11 protein-coding genes are annotated in these 16,190 nt (G+C 46.9%); 10 read left to right on the top strand and 1 reads right to left on the bottom strand.

The genetic code is table 11. The annotated features are described in order from the left end of the window. Positions 1-22: 22 nt before the first annotated feature. The 10 genes from HZF10_RS05420 (at position 23) to HZF10_RS05375 (ending at position 15,378) form a co-directional block, all read left to right on the top strand. A complete protein-coding gene (locus tag HZF10_RS05420) occupies positions 23-829 on the top strand; it encodes a glycogen/starch synthase (RefSeq protein WP_176005164.1) in 807 nt (268 codons plus the stop codon). 16 nt (positions 830-845) lie between these two features. Beyond that, positions 846-2,447: a BamH family beta-barrel-assembly machinery protein gene (bamH, locus tag HZF10_RS05415; protein WP_176005163.1), complete on the top strand. Its 1,602-nt coding sequence runs from the start codon at positions 846-848 to the stop codon at positions 2,445-2,447. Between the two features lie 34 nt (positions 2,448-2,481). After that, positions 2,482-4,329, top strand: coding sequence for a glutamine--fructose-6-phosphate transaminase (isomerizing) (gene glmS / locus HZF10_RS05410; RefSeq protein ID WP_176005162.1), 1,848 nt, complete (start codon positions 2,482-2,484; stop codon positions 4,327-4,329). 281 nt (positions 4,330-4,610) lie between these two features. Then, on the top strand, positions 4,611-7,415 hold the full coding sequence (locus HZF10_RS05405) for a TonB-dependent receptor (RefSeq protein ID WP_176005161.1): 2,805 nt from the start codon (positions 4,611-4,613) through the stop codon (positions 7,413-7,415). A 24-nt stretch (positions 7,416-7,439) separates the two neighbouring features. Further along, entirely contained in the window at positions 7,440-8,951 is a 1,512-nt protein-coding gene (locus tag HZF10_RS05400; RefSeq protein WP_176005365.1) for an SGNH/GDSL hydrolase family protein, read from the top strand. Between the two features lie 218 nt (positions 8,952-9,169). After that, positions 9,170-10,678 (top strand): F0F1 ATP synthase subunit beta, encoded by a 1,509-nt coding sequence (atpD, locus tag HZF10_RS05395; RefSeq protein ID WP_176005160.1) that lies wholly within the window; start codon positions 9,170-9,172, stop codon positions 10,676-10,678. 80 nt (positions 10,679-10,758) lie between these two features. Further along, positions 10,759-11,040, top strand: a complete 282-nt coding sequence (locus HZF10_RS05390) for a F0F1 ATP synthase subunit delta/epsilon (RefSeq protein WP_176005159.1) — start codon at positions 10,759-10,761, stop codon at positions 11,038-11,040. Between the two features lie 129 nt (positions 11,041-11,169). After that, on the top strand, positions 11,170-12,645 hold the full coding sequence (locus tag HZF10_RS05385; RefSeq protein ID WP_176005158.1) for an ankyrin repeat domain-containing protein: 1,476 nt from the start codon (positions 11,170-11,172) through the stop codon (positions 12,643-12,645). Next, complete coding sequence (locus HZF10_RS05380) at positions 12,645-13,124, top strand: DUF2271 domain-containing protein (protein ID WP_176005157.1); 480 nt, start codon at positions 12,645-12,647, stop codon at positions 13,122-13,124. The genes HZF10_RS05385 and HZF10_RS05380 overlap by 1 nt, the downstream gene beginning before the upstream one ends. A 61-nt stretch (positions 13,125-13,185) precedes the next feature. Continuing rightward, positions 13,186-15,378 carry a PepSY domain-containing protein gene (locus HZF10_RS05375; RefSeq protein ID WP_176005156.1) on the top strand — a complete coding sequence of 731 codons (2,193 nt, stop codon included), beginning with the start codon at positions 13,186-13,188 and terminating at the stop codon, positions 15,376-15,378. On the opposite strand, the gene HZF10_RS05370 is transcribed toward HZF10_RS05375, so the two are convergent. Continuing rightward, complete coding sequence (locus HZF10_RS05370) at positions 15,375-16,088, bottom strand: DUF3667 domain-containing protein (protein ID WP_176005155.1); 714 nt, start codon at positions 16,086-16,088, stop codon at positions 15,375-15,377. The genes HZF10_RS05375 and HZF10_RS05370 overlap by 4 nt on opposite strands. Positions 16,089-16,190 lie beyond the last annotated feature (102 nt).

Genomic DNA, 16,190 nt, shown 5'->3' with positions numbered 1-16,190 from the left:
CTAAAGAAAAAGAGATTACCCTATGGAGGATAAGAGGATATTATACGTATCATCTGAAGTTGTTCCGTATCTTGCTGAAAATGAAGTGTCTTTGATGTCATATGACGTTCCGAAAATGATCAACGATCAAGGAGGACAAATCCGCATCTTCATGCCGCGTTACGGAAATATTAATGAGAGAAGGCACCAGTTGCATGAAGTGATACGGCTTTCGGGGATGAATTTAGTGGTAAACGATCTCGACATGCCGCTTATCATTAAAGTAGCATCGATTCCGAAAGAGCGCATCCAGGTCTATTTTATCGACAACGACGAGTATTTCAAACGCAAAGCCACCTTTACGGACGAAGATGGTAATCTTTATCCCGATAATGATGAGCGTTCGATTTTCTTCGCGAAAGGCGTCGTGGAAACCGTCAAGAAACTCAATTGGGTTCCCGATATCATCCACGTTCACGGTTGGATGGCGGCCATGCTTCCGATTTACATGAAACATTATTATAAGGACGAGGCGTTGTTTGCCCACACCAAGATCGTGACTTCGGTGTATGCCACCGGTTTCGAAGGCACTCTGGATCCGGATATGATCAAAAAAGTCATGTTCGACGACATCCCGGAAGAGTCGGTCTCCTACCTTGAGACACCCGACTATGAAAACATCCTCAAGGCTTCTATAATGCACTCTGACGCAGTGATTATAGGGTCTGAAAACCTGTCTCCAAGTTTAACAAAATTTATAGAATCTTCGGGTAAACCTTTTCTACCTTTCGCGCCGAAAGAAACCTTTGCCCAAGCCTATACGAATTTCTATAAGCAGGCGGTTTTATAACCCTTCTCACGTATTTATGAGTTCAAAATTCCTTAAGACTGTACTGTTTTTCGCTACTGCTTTAACCTTGGTTTCCTGCGACAAGGACTACAATGAAATCGGCACCGATATCATTGGCGATGATCATTATGATTTCCTTAAAAAGGACGATTATTCGATTTCGGCGGCTTCCTATGCCACAGGCCCGGTCCAGACCAACGGATTGAGCTTGGTCCCTTTTGGGATTTATGAAGACGACCATTTTGGACGAACTACGGCAAATTTCGTCACTCAAGTGGAATTGGCAGCGGTGAACCCGACATTGGACGATCTTATCGACATTGACTCGGTACGCCTTTACGTTCCTTATTTTTCTAAGCTTGAGGAAACCGAATCGGACGGAGACAAGATTTATTCGCTTGATTCGATTTTTGGCAATAGAAATACAACTCTCGATCTCAAAATCTACGAAAACAAATATTTCCTACGCAGTCAGGAAGTGGTAGGAAACGAGCCTGAAGACCAGATTTATTACAACGATATGAGTCCGGTAATTGAAAGCGCGAACGCCGGTTCGGCCCAAGTCAACAATTCGACAGATCCGACAGACAACACCGCGTTCTTCTTCAAAAACACCGAAATCAAACAAAACAAATACAACACCAACGTAACCGAAGAAGACCATACGGTGATCAGGCAAACGCCGGGAATGTATATGACGCTCGATAAGGCTTTCTTCAAAACCAAAATTCTTGAGGCTCCCGAGGGCATGCTTACCAACAACAACGTTTTTAAGAATTACTTCCGAGGGCTTTATTTTAAGGTGTCGAATCCGAGTACGGCAAAAGGCGTTTTAAATATGATGAATTTCTCGAAAGGGGTCGTCACGTTGTACTACAGACGCAACATCACCACAACCGCTAACGGCACGAGCACTACGGTAGCCCGCAGGTTCGAACTCAAATTGAATCTTACCGGAAATTCGGTAAGTTTGCTCAATTACGAGAACACACCCGCACTTCCATCCAATCGATTGGTTGTCAAAGGCGGGCAAGGCTTCCTTTCTACTATCGACATCCTAACGGCCGAAGAAAGAGCCCAAATGGTACATGACTCGCTTAAAGTAAATGAAGCGAGCCTGGTTTTCCACGTAGATGAAGCGGCCATGCAAGGCGCAACCAAACCAAGGCGCATTTACCTGTACGATATGACACATGGGCAATCTACGGTAGATTATAATTTCGACGGTTCTACAAACGGCGACACCAAATACAGTAAGTCCGTTTTTGGCGGTATTCTTGACTCGGCCAAAATTGCCGGAACGAATCAGTACAAGTTCTTTTATAAGGTACGTCTTACGAATTACATCCGCGGACTTATCAACGAACCGGACAGTACAGATGTAAGGCTCGGACTTTCCGTATCAGAAAACATACTTGAAAACTCGATGGCAAGGCTCAAAAATCCGATTTCTATCGTAGAGCCAGACAACAGTACGTCTACTTACAACAAGCTTCCGAGAGCATCGGTCATGCATCCGTTCGGAGTAGTTTTGCACGGCGTGAACAGCGAAGTTGTCGAAGAAAGGCTTAAACTTGTAATCTATTACACCAAACCAGACGAAGTGGACGGCAACTAAAAAGGTCTCCAATCCATTAAAAAATAGACAAATTATGTGTGGAATTGTTGGATATATCGGTAATCGGGAAGCCTATCCGATTATCATAAAAGGGCTCAAAAGATTGGAATACCGAGGCTATGACAGCGCCGGAGCGATGATTTTTGACGAGGGAGAACTAAAACTTTCCAAAACGAAAGGAAAAGTTTCCGACCTAGAAGAAAGAGCCGAAAAGGAGATTTCCCTTAGCGGGAACATCGGTATGGGACACACGCGTTGGGCCACTCACGGTGTACCAAACGACGTGAATTCGCACCCGCACCTTTCCAACTCGGGCAATCTTGCGATCATCCACAACGGGATCATAGAAAACTACGAGCCTTTGAAAAAAGAGCTCATCAAACGCGGGTATACATTCAAGTCGGATACCGATACAGAAGTATTGGTAAACCTTATCGAAGAAGTCAAAAAGAACGAAGACGTAAAACTCGGAAAAGCCGTGCAAATCGCGCTTAACCAAGTCGTCGGCGCTTATGCGATCTGCGTTTTCGACAAACAACGTCCAGACGAAATCGTCGTGGCGCGTTTGGGAAGCCCGCTTGCCATCGGTATCGGGAAAGACGAGTTTTTCATAGCTTCGGATGCGTCTCCATTCATCGAATACACGTCAAACGCGATCTATCTCGAAGATGAGGAAATGGCGATCGTTCGCAAAGACAAACCTTTGAAAGTCCGTAAAATCAAAGATGATACGCTTGTCGATCCTTATGTCCAGGAACTTCAGATGAATCTTGAGCAAATCGAGAAAGGCGGATACGACCATTTCATGCTCAAGGAAATCTACGAGCAGCCGAACGTGATCAAGGACACGTACCGCGGACGTCTACACGCCAACGAAGGCATCATCCAGATGGCGGGCGTAGAAGACAATCTCGAGAAATTCCTAAACGCCGACCGCATCCTTATCGTAGCCTGCGGAACGTCTTGGCATGCCGGTTTGGTAGCCGAATATATTTTCGAAGAATTCACAAGGATTCCGGTCGAAGTGGAATACGCTTCCGAATTCCGATACAGAAATCCTATCATCAATAAAGGAGATGTGCTGATCGCCATCTCGCAATCGGGTGAAACTGCCGATACGTTGGCCGCCATCAAGCTTGCCAAAGAAAAAGGCGCGTTTGTTTTCGGTGTCTGCAACGTGGTCGGATCGTCGATTTCACGCGAGACACACGCCGGAGCTTATACGCATGCCGGTCCTGAAATCGGGGTCGCTTCCACAAAAGCATTCACGACACAAATCACCGTTTTGACGATGATCGCGTTGCGTCTTGCGAAAGCGAAAGGAACGTTGAGCAATTCTGACTTCCATCGCTACTTGCAGGAACTCGAGGTCATTCCTGAAAAAGTGACCGAAGCCCTCGCTACGAACGACGTCAGCAAAACCATTGCCGAGAAATTCAAGGATGCACCGAACTGTCTTTACTTGGGTCGCGGATACAACTTCCCGGTCGCTCTCGAAGGCGCTTTGAAGCTTAAAGAGATTTCATACATCCACGCCGAGGGTTATCCGGCTGCCGAAATGAAGCACGGCCCGATCGCATTGATCGATGAGTTGATGCCGGTAGTTGTGATCGCTCCAAAACAAGGACATTATGATAAAGTGGTGAGCAACATCCAGGAAATCAAGTCGCGCAGCGGTAAAATCATCGCCGTGGTGACCAAAGGTGACGTACAGGTTCGCGAACTCGCCGATTACGTGATCGAAGTTCCCGATACGTCGGATGCGCTTTCACCTCTATTGACCACGATTCCGTTGCAGTTGTTGTCGTACCACATTGCCGTGATGCGCGGATGCAACGTAGACCAGCCTCGAAATTTGGCTAAATCGGTTACCGTAGAATAAATTACATCTTTTATATAGATACGAAGCAGGCCCAAAAGCCTGCTTTTTTTGTAAAATTTCGCCAACCCTCATTTTTACGGAAAATATAATTTTATATGCACGCATAATGTTTTTTACGTGCTTTTTTCAAAATGTTAATGAAAACACAAAAAATAATTTAGTTAACGAATAGGTAAAACACTTACACCTTTTTTAAGGATTCGCGAAAATAAAACGGCTGTTTTTGAGAATGCGCGATTTATTGTACATTGGTGATACTAATCCAAGAAAATTCAAACCAAATGAAAATCTATCTGTTCATTTTGTCATTGTTGTTTTGTGGAATGACCTACGCCCAAACGACGATTTCAGGAACTGTTAGCGAATCGGGAACCGGACTTCCGGTACCTGGCGCCAACATCAAAGTTACGGGAGATTCCGCGGCAACGGTTTCAGACGCCGACGGGAAATTCTCGCTGACCGTTTCCAAAAAACCACCGTTTACCGTCGAAATCAGCATGGTCAGCTACACGGCACAAACCGTAAACGTAACCTCGGCCAACCAGACGGTAAACGTCAGCTTGGTCGGTGAAGAGACCAAGCTTGAAGAAATCGTGGTTTCGGCTTCGAGAACACCGGAACGCGTAATGCAGTCGCCGGTTACCATCGAACGCATGACCGCCGCACAGGTCAAGAACACTTCTGCGCCAACGTTCTACGACGGATTGGAAAACCTCAAAGAAGTGCATTTCAACACGAGCAGTTTGTCGTTCAAATCGATCAACACGCGTGGATTCGCAACCGTAGCCAACACCCGTTTTCTACAACTTGTAGACGGTATGGACAACTCGTCTCCGGCGCTCAACTTTGTTTTGGGTAACCTCGTCGGATTGTCCGAGCTCGATGTAGCCAGCGTCGAATTGCTTCCGGGCGCGTCTTCGGCACTTTACGGAGCGAACGCATTCAACGGGATTTTGTTCATGAACAGTAAAAGTCCGTTTACCAACCAAGGCATCAGCACGTATTTCAAATATGGGAAAACTTATCAGGACGCCGCAGGAACGAACGATTATTACGACTTCGGATTCCGCGCCGCTACCGCTTTCTCGAAACATTTCGCCGGAAAAATCAACTTCACTTACCTGCGCGCCACCGAATGGATCGCCGCAGATGAGCGCAGCATGACTACGGGCGGAGTCGGGCACGACATCAACCAGAATTACGACGGGCTCAATTTTTACGGTGACGAGGTGACGACTTTTATCCCGAACGTCGGGCAGGTAAGCCGTACCGGTTATGCTGAAAAAGACCTCAACAACAACAAGATCGAAAGCGTCAAAGCCGACATTTCACTTCATTTCAAACCGTTTGCGAACGATTTCGAAATCATCCTTCAGGAGAAAGTCGGTTTGGGAACTACGATCTACCAAGGTGCGAACCGTTATGCGCTCAAGAATTTCCTTATGAATCAAGTGCGCGTCGAGGTGAGAAACCGCAATTTCTTCCTTCGCGGATACATGACTTCGGAAAGTGCGGGCGATTCTTACGACATGCGTTTTGCCGCGTGGAACGTGAACCGCGCCGCCAAATCGGATACGGGCTGGTTTACCGATTATGCGACAGCTTTCCAGTTGGGATCGGCATTCTACGGTCTGGATGCTCAACAAGCTGGGATTTATGCACGTAAGTTCGCCGATTACAACGACAACACATCGCCTGTGAACGGTTTGCCCGCATTGCCTTTGACACCACACGGAAATCCTCGTCTTATTCCGGGAACTCCAGAATTCAAGGCCGCTTTGAATACGGTGACGAACAATCCCGATTTGACTCGTGGGGCAAAATTCCTCGACAATTCAAAATTGTATCACGTAGACGGAAATTACAACTTCAAGGAATTACTTAAAGTCGTAGAAGTGATGGTTGGAGGTTCATTCCGCCAATATGCTTTGGATTCACAAGGAACTATCTTTACCGATTACGACGGAGTGCTTCGTTATGACGAATACGGTGCTTACGTCCAGGCCATCGGAAATCCCACCGATCGTTTGAAACTTACCGGATCGCTGCGTTACGACAAAAGCCAGAACTTCGACGGATTCGTTTCCCCAAGGATTGCAGCTGTCTATTCGGCCGGAGATCACAAGGAACACAACTTCCGTATTTCATACCAAACCGGTTTCCGCAACCCGACCACTCAAGACCAGTATATCGGGCTTGACCTCGGGCCTTTCGCACTCATCGGTTCGGCGCCGGACAATTTGACCCGTTATGTAGAAACATTGCCTGTTTCTGCCGCAGGACAAGCCGCAGGACAACCTTCTTCGGTAACGTTGAGCGGTGTTGACGCTTACAACAATTCGTATACGCTGGCTTCGGTTCAGGCATTTGCCGCTTCCGGAAACCCGGCCGATCTTCAGGTCGCTAAAATCGGATTGGTAAAACCCGAGCGCGTACAGGCATTCGAGGCCGGTTATCGCGCGGTCATCAACAACGATATTTCGGTAGACATCAACGGATACTACAACCTTTACAATGATTTCCTGAACCAATCGCGCGTCATCACACCGTATTATGGGGTCGTTGGCACGGATTCTTCAGATCCTAACGTCCAACTCGGTTATCAGGCGCTTGGTTTCGGCGACCGCCGCGTGTATCAGGTGTACACGAATTCGAGAACCGAAGTGACTTCTCTTGGTTTTGGTGTCGGACTTTCGAAAAAATTCTTCAAGACGCTTGAACTCGGAGCGAATTACAACTATGCCGAATTCGAATACGACGAAAAAGAAGACCCCAGCTTCATTCCTGGTTTCAATACGCCGAAACACCGTGTGAAAGCTTACGTTTCGAGCCCTAACATCTACAAAGGACTTGGATTCAGTTTCAACTATCGCTGGTCTGACGAATATTTATACCAAGGTTCTTTCGCCGATGGAGTAGTTCCCGAGAATTCGGTTATCGACGCCCAAATCAGCTATACGATCCCGAAATGGAAAACCATGTTCAAAGTCGGTGCGGCCAATTTGTTCGGAGAAGACTATATCCAGGTTATCGGAGCCGGTATGATCGGGCAACAATGGTATGCGCAGATCACCATCAATCCTTAATACTAATCGCTAAAAAAATATATGATGATACGAAATTTCAAATGGCTGGTATTGGCATCGCTGACGTTGGCGGCCTGCAGCGACGATGATAGCGCATCTACCGTCGACGAACCGATTACGGCCGGTTCTGCCGACCTTTCCAAATATGTGGCTTTGGGCGATTCGTTCGCCGCAGGTTACAGCGACAATGCCTTGTTCAAGAAAGGACAGGAGAATTCCTATCCGAACATCATCGCTTCCCAATTCGCTTTGGCGGGCGGTGGTTCGTTTGCCCAACCGTTGATGGTGGATAATGTCGGCGGATTTTCTATGGGCGGCGTCCAGATTTCAGCGTTCCCGACGCGTCTGTACTTCAACGGCACAGGTCCGGCGAATGTTCCCGGAGTTTCGGGAACGGTTTTCGGAACTACCGTTGCGGGTCCTTTCAACAATTTTGGCGTTCCGGGAGCGAAAAGTTTCCATTTGGGAGCGGCCGGTTACGGAACTTTGAACCCGTATTTCGGACGTTTTGCTTCTTCGGCAACGGCTTCCCCTTTTAGCGACGCTTTGGCTCAGAATCCGACCTTTTTCACTTTGTGGATTGGCGGAAACGACGTACTCGCATATGCGACTTCGGGTGGTACGGGAACGAATCAAACGGGTAATTTCAATCCGGCGACTTACGGCGGAAACGACATCACCGATCCGACCGTATTCGACAACGTCTACAATTCCATGATCGACGGATTGACCGCAAACGGCGCAAAAGGCGCTGTCGGAAATTTGCCTTATGTGAACACGTTGCCATTCTTTACGACGGTTCCTTACAACCCGGTTCCTCTTGATGCGACTACAGCGACGACTTTGAATACTCAGCTTTTGGGTCCGCTTAAGCAAATTTTGACGGCTTTGGGCGAAGGCGATCGCATCAATCTTGTTGCGGCCGGTTCTACGAATCCGCTTTTGATCGTAGACCAAAACCTTACGAATTATTCGGCCCAAATCACGGGAGCACTCATGCTCGGCGGCGTTCCGGGACCTCAAGCGACCTTGATGGGCAACCTTTACGGACAGGCGCGTCATGCGAAAAAATCGGCAGACGGAACGTTCCGCGATTTCATTTTGCTTCCGACACGTAACATCATCGGAACGACTCAAGCGGGTGTCCCGGCTCCTTTCAATACGGTCGGCGTGACGTATCCGCTTCAGGATGCTGCGGTTTTGACCAATGCCGAGGCCGGCGAAGTGCGTGTGGCCACCGATGCTTATAACATCACGATCGAAGGCGCGGCATCGGCTCACGGTTTGGCTCTTTTCGATTCGAAAGCCACGTTGAACCAGTTGCTCAACGGCGGAATCCGCTTCGGAAATTATCATATGACCACGAGTTATGTCACAGGCGGTGCTTTCTCTTTGGACGGCATCCACCCAAGTGCAAGAGGTTATGCATTAATCGCGAACCGATTCCTCGAAGCCATCAATGCGACATACGGGTCGAACTTCAAAGGAGCCGATTTGGGCGATTACCAGATCCAGTATCCTGTGTTGCTTCCGTAATAATCTAACCAATGACGAGAAGAGCCGTTTCGCGAGAGATGGTTCTTTTCTTTTGTGGAAAATTCAGTAAGAATTTACATGTTGTCGACAATCCTCAATTTTAACCGTTTTTTTCGCTGTTCACCTATTGACTTGCTATTTTAAAAAACTATCTTTGCACTCGAAAAAAATAAGGTCTTTTAGAAAACCTAAACGGCTATTTAATAAATACATAAGCAATGTCGAAAATAACAGGAAAAGTTGCGCAGATCATCGGACCGGTAGTTGACGTAGTGTTCAGCGGCGATGTAGAACTCCCAAAAATTTACGATTCACTCGAAATCAAAAAAGCGGACGGAACGCTTTTGGTGCTTGAAGTCCAGTCGCACATCGGTGAAAATACGGTGCGTACGATTTCGATGGACTCGACTGACGGTTTGAGCCGCGGTTATGAAGTTGTTGGAACAGGTAACCCGATCAAGATGCCGATCGGCCCGGATGTTTACGGACGCCTTTTCAACGTAATCGGAGATGCGATTGACGGTCTTGGCGATTTGCCACGCGACGGAGAAAACGGAATCTCGATTCACCGTCCGGCTCCTCGTTTCGAAGATCTTTCTACTTCGACAGAAGTTCTTTTCACGGGTATCAAAGTTATCGACCTTATCGAGCCTTATGCAAAAGGTGGAAAAATCGGTCTCTTCGGAGGTGCCGGTGTGGGTAAGACGGTATTGATCCAGGAATTGATCAACAACATTGCAAAAGGTCACGGTGGTCTTTCGGTATTCGCCGGAGTAGGTGAAAGAACACGTGAAGGAAACGATTTGCTACGTGAGATGCTTGAATCAGGTATTATCAAATACGGTGAAGAATTCATGCACTCTATGGAAAATGGAGGTTGGGATTTGACCAAAGTGAACAAAGTCGGAATGCGCGACTCTAAAGCGACATTCGTATTCGGTCAGATGAACGAGCCGCCTGGAGCACGTGCACGTGTTGCGCTTTCAGGACTTTCTATCGCTGAGTACTTCCGTGACGGAGCTGGTTCAGACCAAGGAAAAGACGTACTTTTCTTCGTTGACAACATCTTCCGCTTTACACAGGCTGGTTCTGAGGTATCGGCTCTACTTGGCCGTATGCCATCTGCGGTAGGTTACCAACCGACACTTGCTACGGAAATGGGTGCGATGCAAGAGCGTATCACCTCTACAAATAAAGGATCGATCACATCTGTACAGGCGGTTTACGTTCCTGCGGATGACTTGACCGACCCGGCGCCGGCAACGACGTTTGCCCACTTGGATGCAACAACAGTATTGTCTCGTAAGATCGCCGAGCTTGGTATCTATCCTGCGGTTGATCCACTAGATTCGACTTCACGTATCCTTACGCCGCAAATCTTGGGCGACGAGCACTACGCTTGCGCACAACGCGTGAAAGAAATCCTTCAAAAATACAAGCAGCTTCAGGATATCATCGCGATCCTTGGTATGGAAGAATTGTCTGAAGAAGACAAACTAGCCGTATCACGCGCCCGTCGTGTTCAACGTTTCTTGTCTCAGCCGTTCCACGTGGCCGAGCAGTTTACAGGTATCCCGGGCGTTTTGGTAGACATCAAAGACACCATCAAAGGATTCAACATGATCATCGACGGTGAATTGGATCACTTGCCAGAAGCGGCTTTCAACTTGAAAGGAACCATCGAGGACGCTATCGAGGCTGGTCAGAAAATGTTGGCTGAAGCCTAATAATAATTATGAATTATGAATTATGAATTATGCGTCTGTGCCAATTCATAATTTATAATTCATAACTCATAATTCAAACTATGACGTTAGATATTATTTCTCCCGAAGCGACGCTTTTCTCAGGTGAAGTTACAGCCGTAACCTTGCCGGGCGTTGACGGAAGTTTCCAGATATTGAACCACCACGCGCCTATCGTTTCGATCTTGAAGCAAGGCGATGTGAAGATCGCGGCGAACAGCTTCCATTTCGCGAAAGAAGTGGCGGCCAAGTTCCACAAAGTAGACGAGAAGACGTACACTTTGGCGATCAATTCGGGAACCATCGAAATGAACGACAATAAAGTAATCGTTTTGGTAGACTAAACGATTCCTTATAAAGCAGAAGCCGGACTTAGTTCCGGCTTTTTTATTGGCTTTCGGCTTGATTTTATGATTTGCGACTATTTATTTAGAATCATTCTGCTTAATTTTGCGCATCAGAAAAAATCCCATATGAATTCCAAATCTATTCTTCTCTTCGCCTTTTCGCTTTTCAGCATCGCGCTTAACGCCCAAAATGTTTTCCACGACAGAAATTACTGGAAAGCCGCGCCATCTGTAGAAACCGTAAAATCTGACGAACAGAAAGGCAACGACGCAACGCAATTGAACGCAAACGCATTCGACGCCACGGTTTACGCGATCATCGAAAAAGCACCCGATGCGACCGTCAAATACCTGCTTTCGAAATCCGAAAACGGCGCCAATAAAATCACGCACGACGGACGTACCTATATTTTTTGGGCTGCTTACGTCGGAAATACCGATTTGATGGAATATTTGCAGAAGAACGGCGCCAAGACCGACATCATCGAAGATCACGGCTACACCATCATGAATTTCGCGGCCTCGACCGGGCAAACGAATACGAAAGTGTACGACTTATGCCTCAAATTCGGTGCGAACCTCAAGAAAGATCTCGACCATGACGGAGCGAATGCTTTGCTTTTGGCTTCGGGTTCTGCCAAAGACATGACGCTTATCGACTACTTTTCATCCAAAGGAATCGACTTGAAAAGCACCGACGCGAACGGAAACGGCATCCTCAATTACGTCTCCAAAAACGGCAACCGCGACATCATGGAAAACCTACTCAAGAAAGGGCTTAAGTTTTCCGACAACGCGATGATCATGGCCGCACAAGGCACGCGATCGAACACAAATACACTTGAAACGTATCAGTTTTTAGAGTCGAAAGGCGTCAAACCGACAGCGATCGGCAAGAACGGCGAGAACGCGTTGCACTTCATCGTACGCAAAGAAAAACAAGCCGAAATCATCGCGTATTTCCTTTCTAAAGGCGTCGATGTGAACCAAACCAACAAAGACGGAAATAATGTTCTGATGTATGCGTCGGCGGCAAATCCGGATGTGGTCTTGGTCAAAATGCTTGCCGAAAAAACAAAAGACATCAACGCTAGAAATGCAAAAGGACAATCGGCTTTGTCGATGGCGGTTCAATCGAACTCTCCCGAAATCGTCGGTCTTTTGCTTGAAAAAGGCGCGGATACGAAAATAGTCGACATCGACGGAAACAACCTCACCTATTACCTCGCCCAATCATACAATCCGAAAAAGCCAGCGGAATTCGACACCAAACTCAAAGCATTGCAATCGAAAGGTTTTGACTTGAATTCGAAATCGAAAAACGGCAACACACTTCTCCATATCGCGGTGGCCAAAAACAACCTCGATCTGATCAAACGCGCCCAAGGTTTGGGAATCGACGTCAATATGAAAAACGCCGAAGGCATGACGGCCTTACACAAAGCCGCGATGATTTCGAAGAACGACGAGATGCTCAAATACCTCGTATCCATCGGTGCCAAAACCGATGAAAAGACCGATATGGCCGAAACCGCCTACGATCTCGCTTCCGAAAACGAAGCCTTGAAACAAAACAAGATAGCCATCGATTTCCTCAAATAATGAAAAACGTTTTTAAAATTTTCGCGATTGCATTTCTGGCAGTCACATCGGCAAACGCACAAAAAGCGGACAAGTACAAATGCATGGTCCAAATGTCGAATTATCCCGGCGAAGGCGCGTACATCGTGGTTTCTTTGGTAAATCCGAAAGGCGAATACGAACAGACGCTTTACGTTTTGGGCCGTGACAAAAAATGGTATCCCGATTTGAAAGAATGGTGGAAATTCCAAAAAGCGAAAAAGCAGAACATCAGCGCGATTACCGGAGCGTCGATGGCCGGTGGCGACCGCAGCGTGAACGTGATCGAGATCGAATCGGATAAAGTAGATGCGGGTTATACGTTGCGTTTTGAGGCCGCCGTCGAAAACCAGAAGTACAACGTCAAAGACCTCGAAGTGCCGCTTACGACAGAAAACGTTTCAGGTAAAGTAGAAGGCACGAACTACATCCGTTACGTGCGATTGGCACCGAATAATTAATTTTAGCCACAAATTTCACCAATTCGTATGATTCGTGAAATCCGTGGCAAATTTTTAAAGTATGACGATTTCGATCTGGAGATACAGCCATCTCGCTTTGGCCGTATCTTCTTTCCTTTTTATTCTACTCGCTTCGATTACGGGGCTTATTTTAGCGTTCGAACCCGTTTCGGATAGTTTAAAGCCGTATGCATTGCGCAATCTCGACCAAATCACGTTGGCCGAAACCATTGCGAACGCCCAGAAGAATTACGACGAAGTGATCGAAATCAAAATCGAGAAAAACCGTTTCGTACAAGCCAACGTAATCCCCGAAGACGGCCAAAGCCTGAAGATCTACCTCGATCCGAAAACCGGAAAATCTATCGGGAATGCCGAAAACGACAACGAGTTCTTCCAATTCGTGACCACGTTGCACCGCTCGCTTTTCCTGCACGGATTGGGTCGTTTCTTTATGGGACTGACGGCTTTTTTGCTGTTCCTGATCGCGCTTACGGGAAGTATTTTGGTGATCAAACGCCAACGAAAACTCTCGAAGTTCTTTTCGAAAGTCGTGCGGGAAAACGGTTTTCAGTTCTATCACGTGATTTTCGGAAGGTTGTGGCTGATTCCGATCCTGATCATTTCGGTTACGGGTGTTTTCCTCACATTCAACGAATTTGAGGTTTTCGAAAAACCGGAAACCAAATTGCAGATCGATTACGACAATGTCAAATCGGAGCCGAAAATAAAGATTCATGAATTCGGGACGTTCCAAAAAACAAAACTGTCGGATGTTGTTTCGGTCGAATTCCCTTTTTCGGACGACATCGAGGACGCTTTTACGGTAAAGCTGCACGATCGTGAAATAATCGTGAACCAGTTTACGGGCGAAATCCTGGCCGAGAACTTATCGCCTTCAATCAAAAATTACGTCGATTTAAGCCTCGACCTCCACACGGGACGCGCGAACATAATTTGGGCTCTCGTGCTTGCCGTGGCATCGATAAACATCTTGTTTTTTATTTACTCGGGGTTTGCGATGACGCTCAAAAGGCGAAGCGCAAAAACGCGAAATAAATTCAAAGCAGAACAAGCGGAATTCATCGTTCTCGCGGGATCGGAAAATGGAAGCACTATGCGATTCGCCAAAGCGTTTCACGAAAGCCTGCTCAAAAAAGGACAGTCTTCTTTCTTTGCCGAACTCAACGATTACCAAACTTTCGAATCGGCCAAGCACATTATCGTGATTACTGCGACGTACGGAAACGGCGAAGCTCCGACGAATGCCAAAAAAGCGCTGGCGGCGATAGAAAAGCACACGCAAACACAACCCGTCCATTTTTCTATAGTAGGATTCGGGTCGCACGCCTATCCCGATTTTTGCCAGTTCGCTTACGATTTGTACAACCGTATGTCGCTCGAAGAAAACCTTAATGCTTTCCTTGAAATCAGGACGGTGAACGACAAATCGATCGAGGCTTTTTCCGAATGGGCTTCCGAATGGTCGAACAAGGCCGGAATCGATCTGGAACTCGATCTGGAATCCGCGAAAGCGAAACCCAAGAAACTGCAGAAATTCAGGGTTGTCGAAAAAACCGAATGCGAAATCGACGGTTCGTTCCTTGTCAAATTCGAACCCAAAAAGAAAAAAGCGTTCCGATCGGGCGACTTGCTCAATGTGTATCCGGCCAACGACCACCGCGAACGTCAATATTCTGTCGGAAAAGTCGCGAATCTCGTACAACTTAGCATCAAAAGACACGAATTCGGTCTCGGTTCGACGTTTTTATACGATTTGGAAATCGAACAAACCATCGAAGCAAGAATCGTTGCGAACGACCCATTCCATTTCGATCCGAACGCCAAGCAAACCGTGCTGATCTCGAACGGAACCGGAATCGCACCATTCTTGGGCATGATAGACGAAAACGACGCCAAACACGAATGTCATTTGTACTGCGGATTCCGCGAAAAACGGTCGTTTGAGCCGTATCGTGCGTTCATCGACAAACAAACCGCCAAACGAAAACTGACGCGCCTGCACCTGGCCTATTCGCGCCACGGAGAAAAACAATACGTGAAAGATTTACTTGAAAAGGATTCAGGCTTTGTCGCTTCGGTGCTAAAAAACAACGGAAACGTGATGATTTGCGGATCGCTTGCGATGCAGAACAACGTACTCGAGCTACTTTCTAAAATCTGCGAAAGCGAACTCAAAAAACCGTTGAGCCATTTCCAGGCTAACGGACAGATCAAGATGGATTGTTATTAGAACATTCCAATCATGATGTAAACCGTCACTCCGAGACCTAAAACGACGAACCAAGAACTGATTGCAAGCACGCTTCCCAAAACAAGTTTAGCCGTTGGCCAAAATCCCGATTTTTGAAGAAAACGCTTGTAAAACCACGTGAAATAGCAAATCTGGAACAACAGGAAAATCATAAAGCCAATGTTCGCGTCGTAATGAAGGAAATAATGCCCTAAAAGAATCGAAACTGAGCTCAGTAGCATGCAAAATCCCCACATGTACATGTTTGCAACGAGATGCTCGGTGTAGTTGAAAACATTTTTTCTATACATCAACCACAACACAAAAGCCGCGAACGGCAACGTGAGCATGAGCGCATAATTGCCATAATAAATCGCAAATTCTATCCCGACTCTTTGCCTTTCATAAGCCATGTATGTCTTCTCTCGTGTAACCGGATCTTCGATTTTTGCGATTTCAGGATGTTCTTTTCGCACGTCATGGGTTTGCCTGACATAGCTGACATGCGAGGCGAAAACGTATAAGGCGGCTACCAACAAAAAGAAATTCAATGGAGGAAAATATTTTTTGCGTTTGCCCAGAACGAATTCGCGCGCAACGGTCCCGCCTTTGACGACCAAATCGCGGACCAATTGGAAAATGCCCTTGTCGGCATGTGTAAAATAATGGATGGTTTCATGGCCGACTTCGTGCAGGCTCAGTCGATGCAAGTCGGATTTCTGCCCGCAATTGGGGCAATGAGCAAATTCCGGTTTTAATTCTAGGTCGCAATTTTTACAAACCGTATCCATAAATGGCTGTTTTTGCGAAAG

The organism is Flavobacterium agri (assembly GCF_013401995.1).
In the GTDB taxonomy this organism is placed as follows: Bacteria; Bacteroidota; Bacteroidia; order Flavobacteriales; family Flavobacteriaceae; genus Flavobacterium; species Flavobacterium agri.
This window is presented reverse-complemented; position numbering and strand designations above follow the sequence as displayed.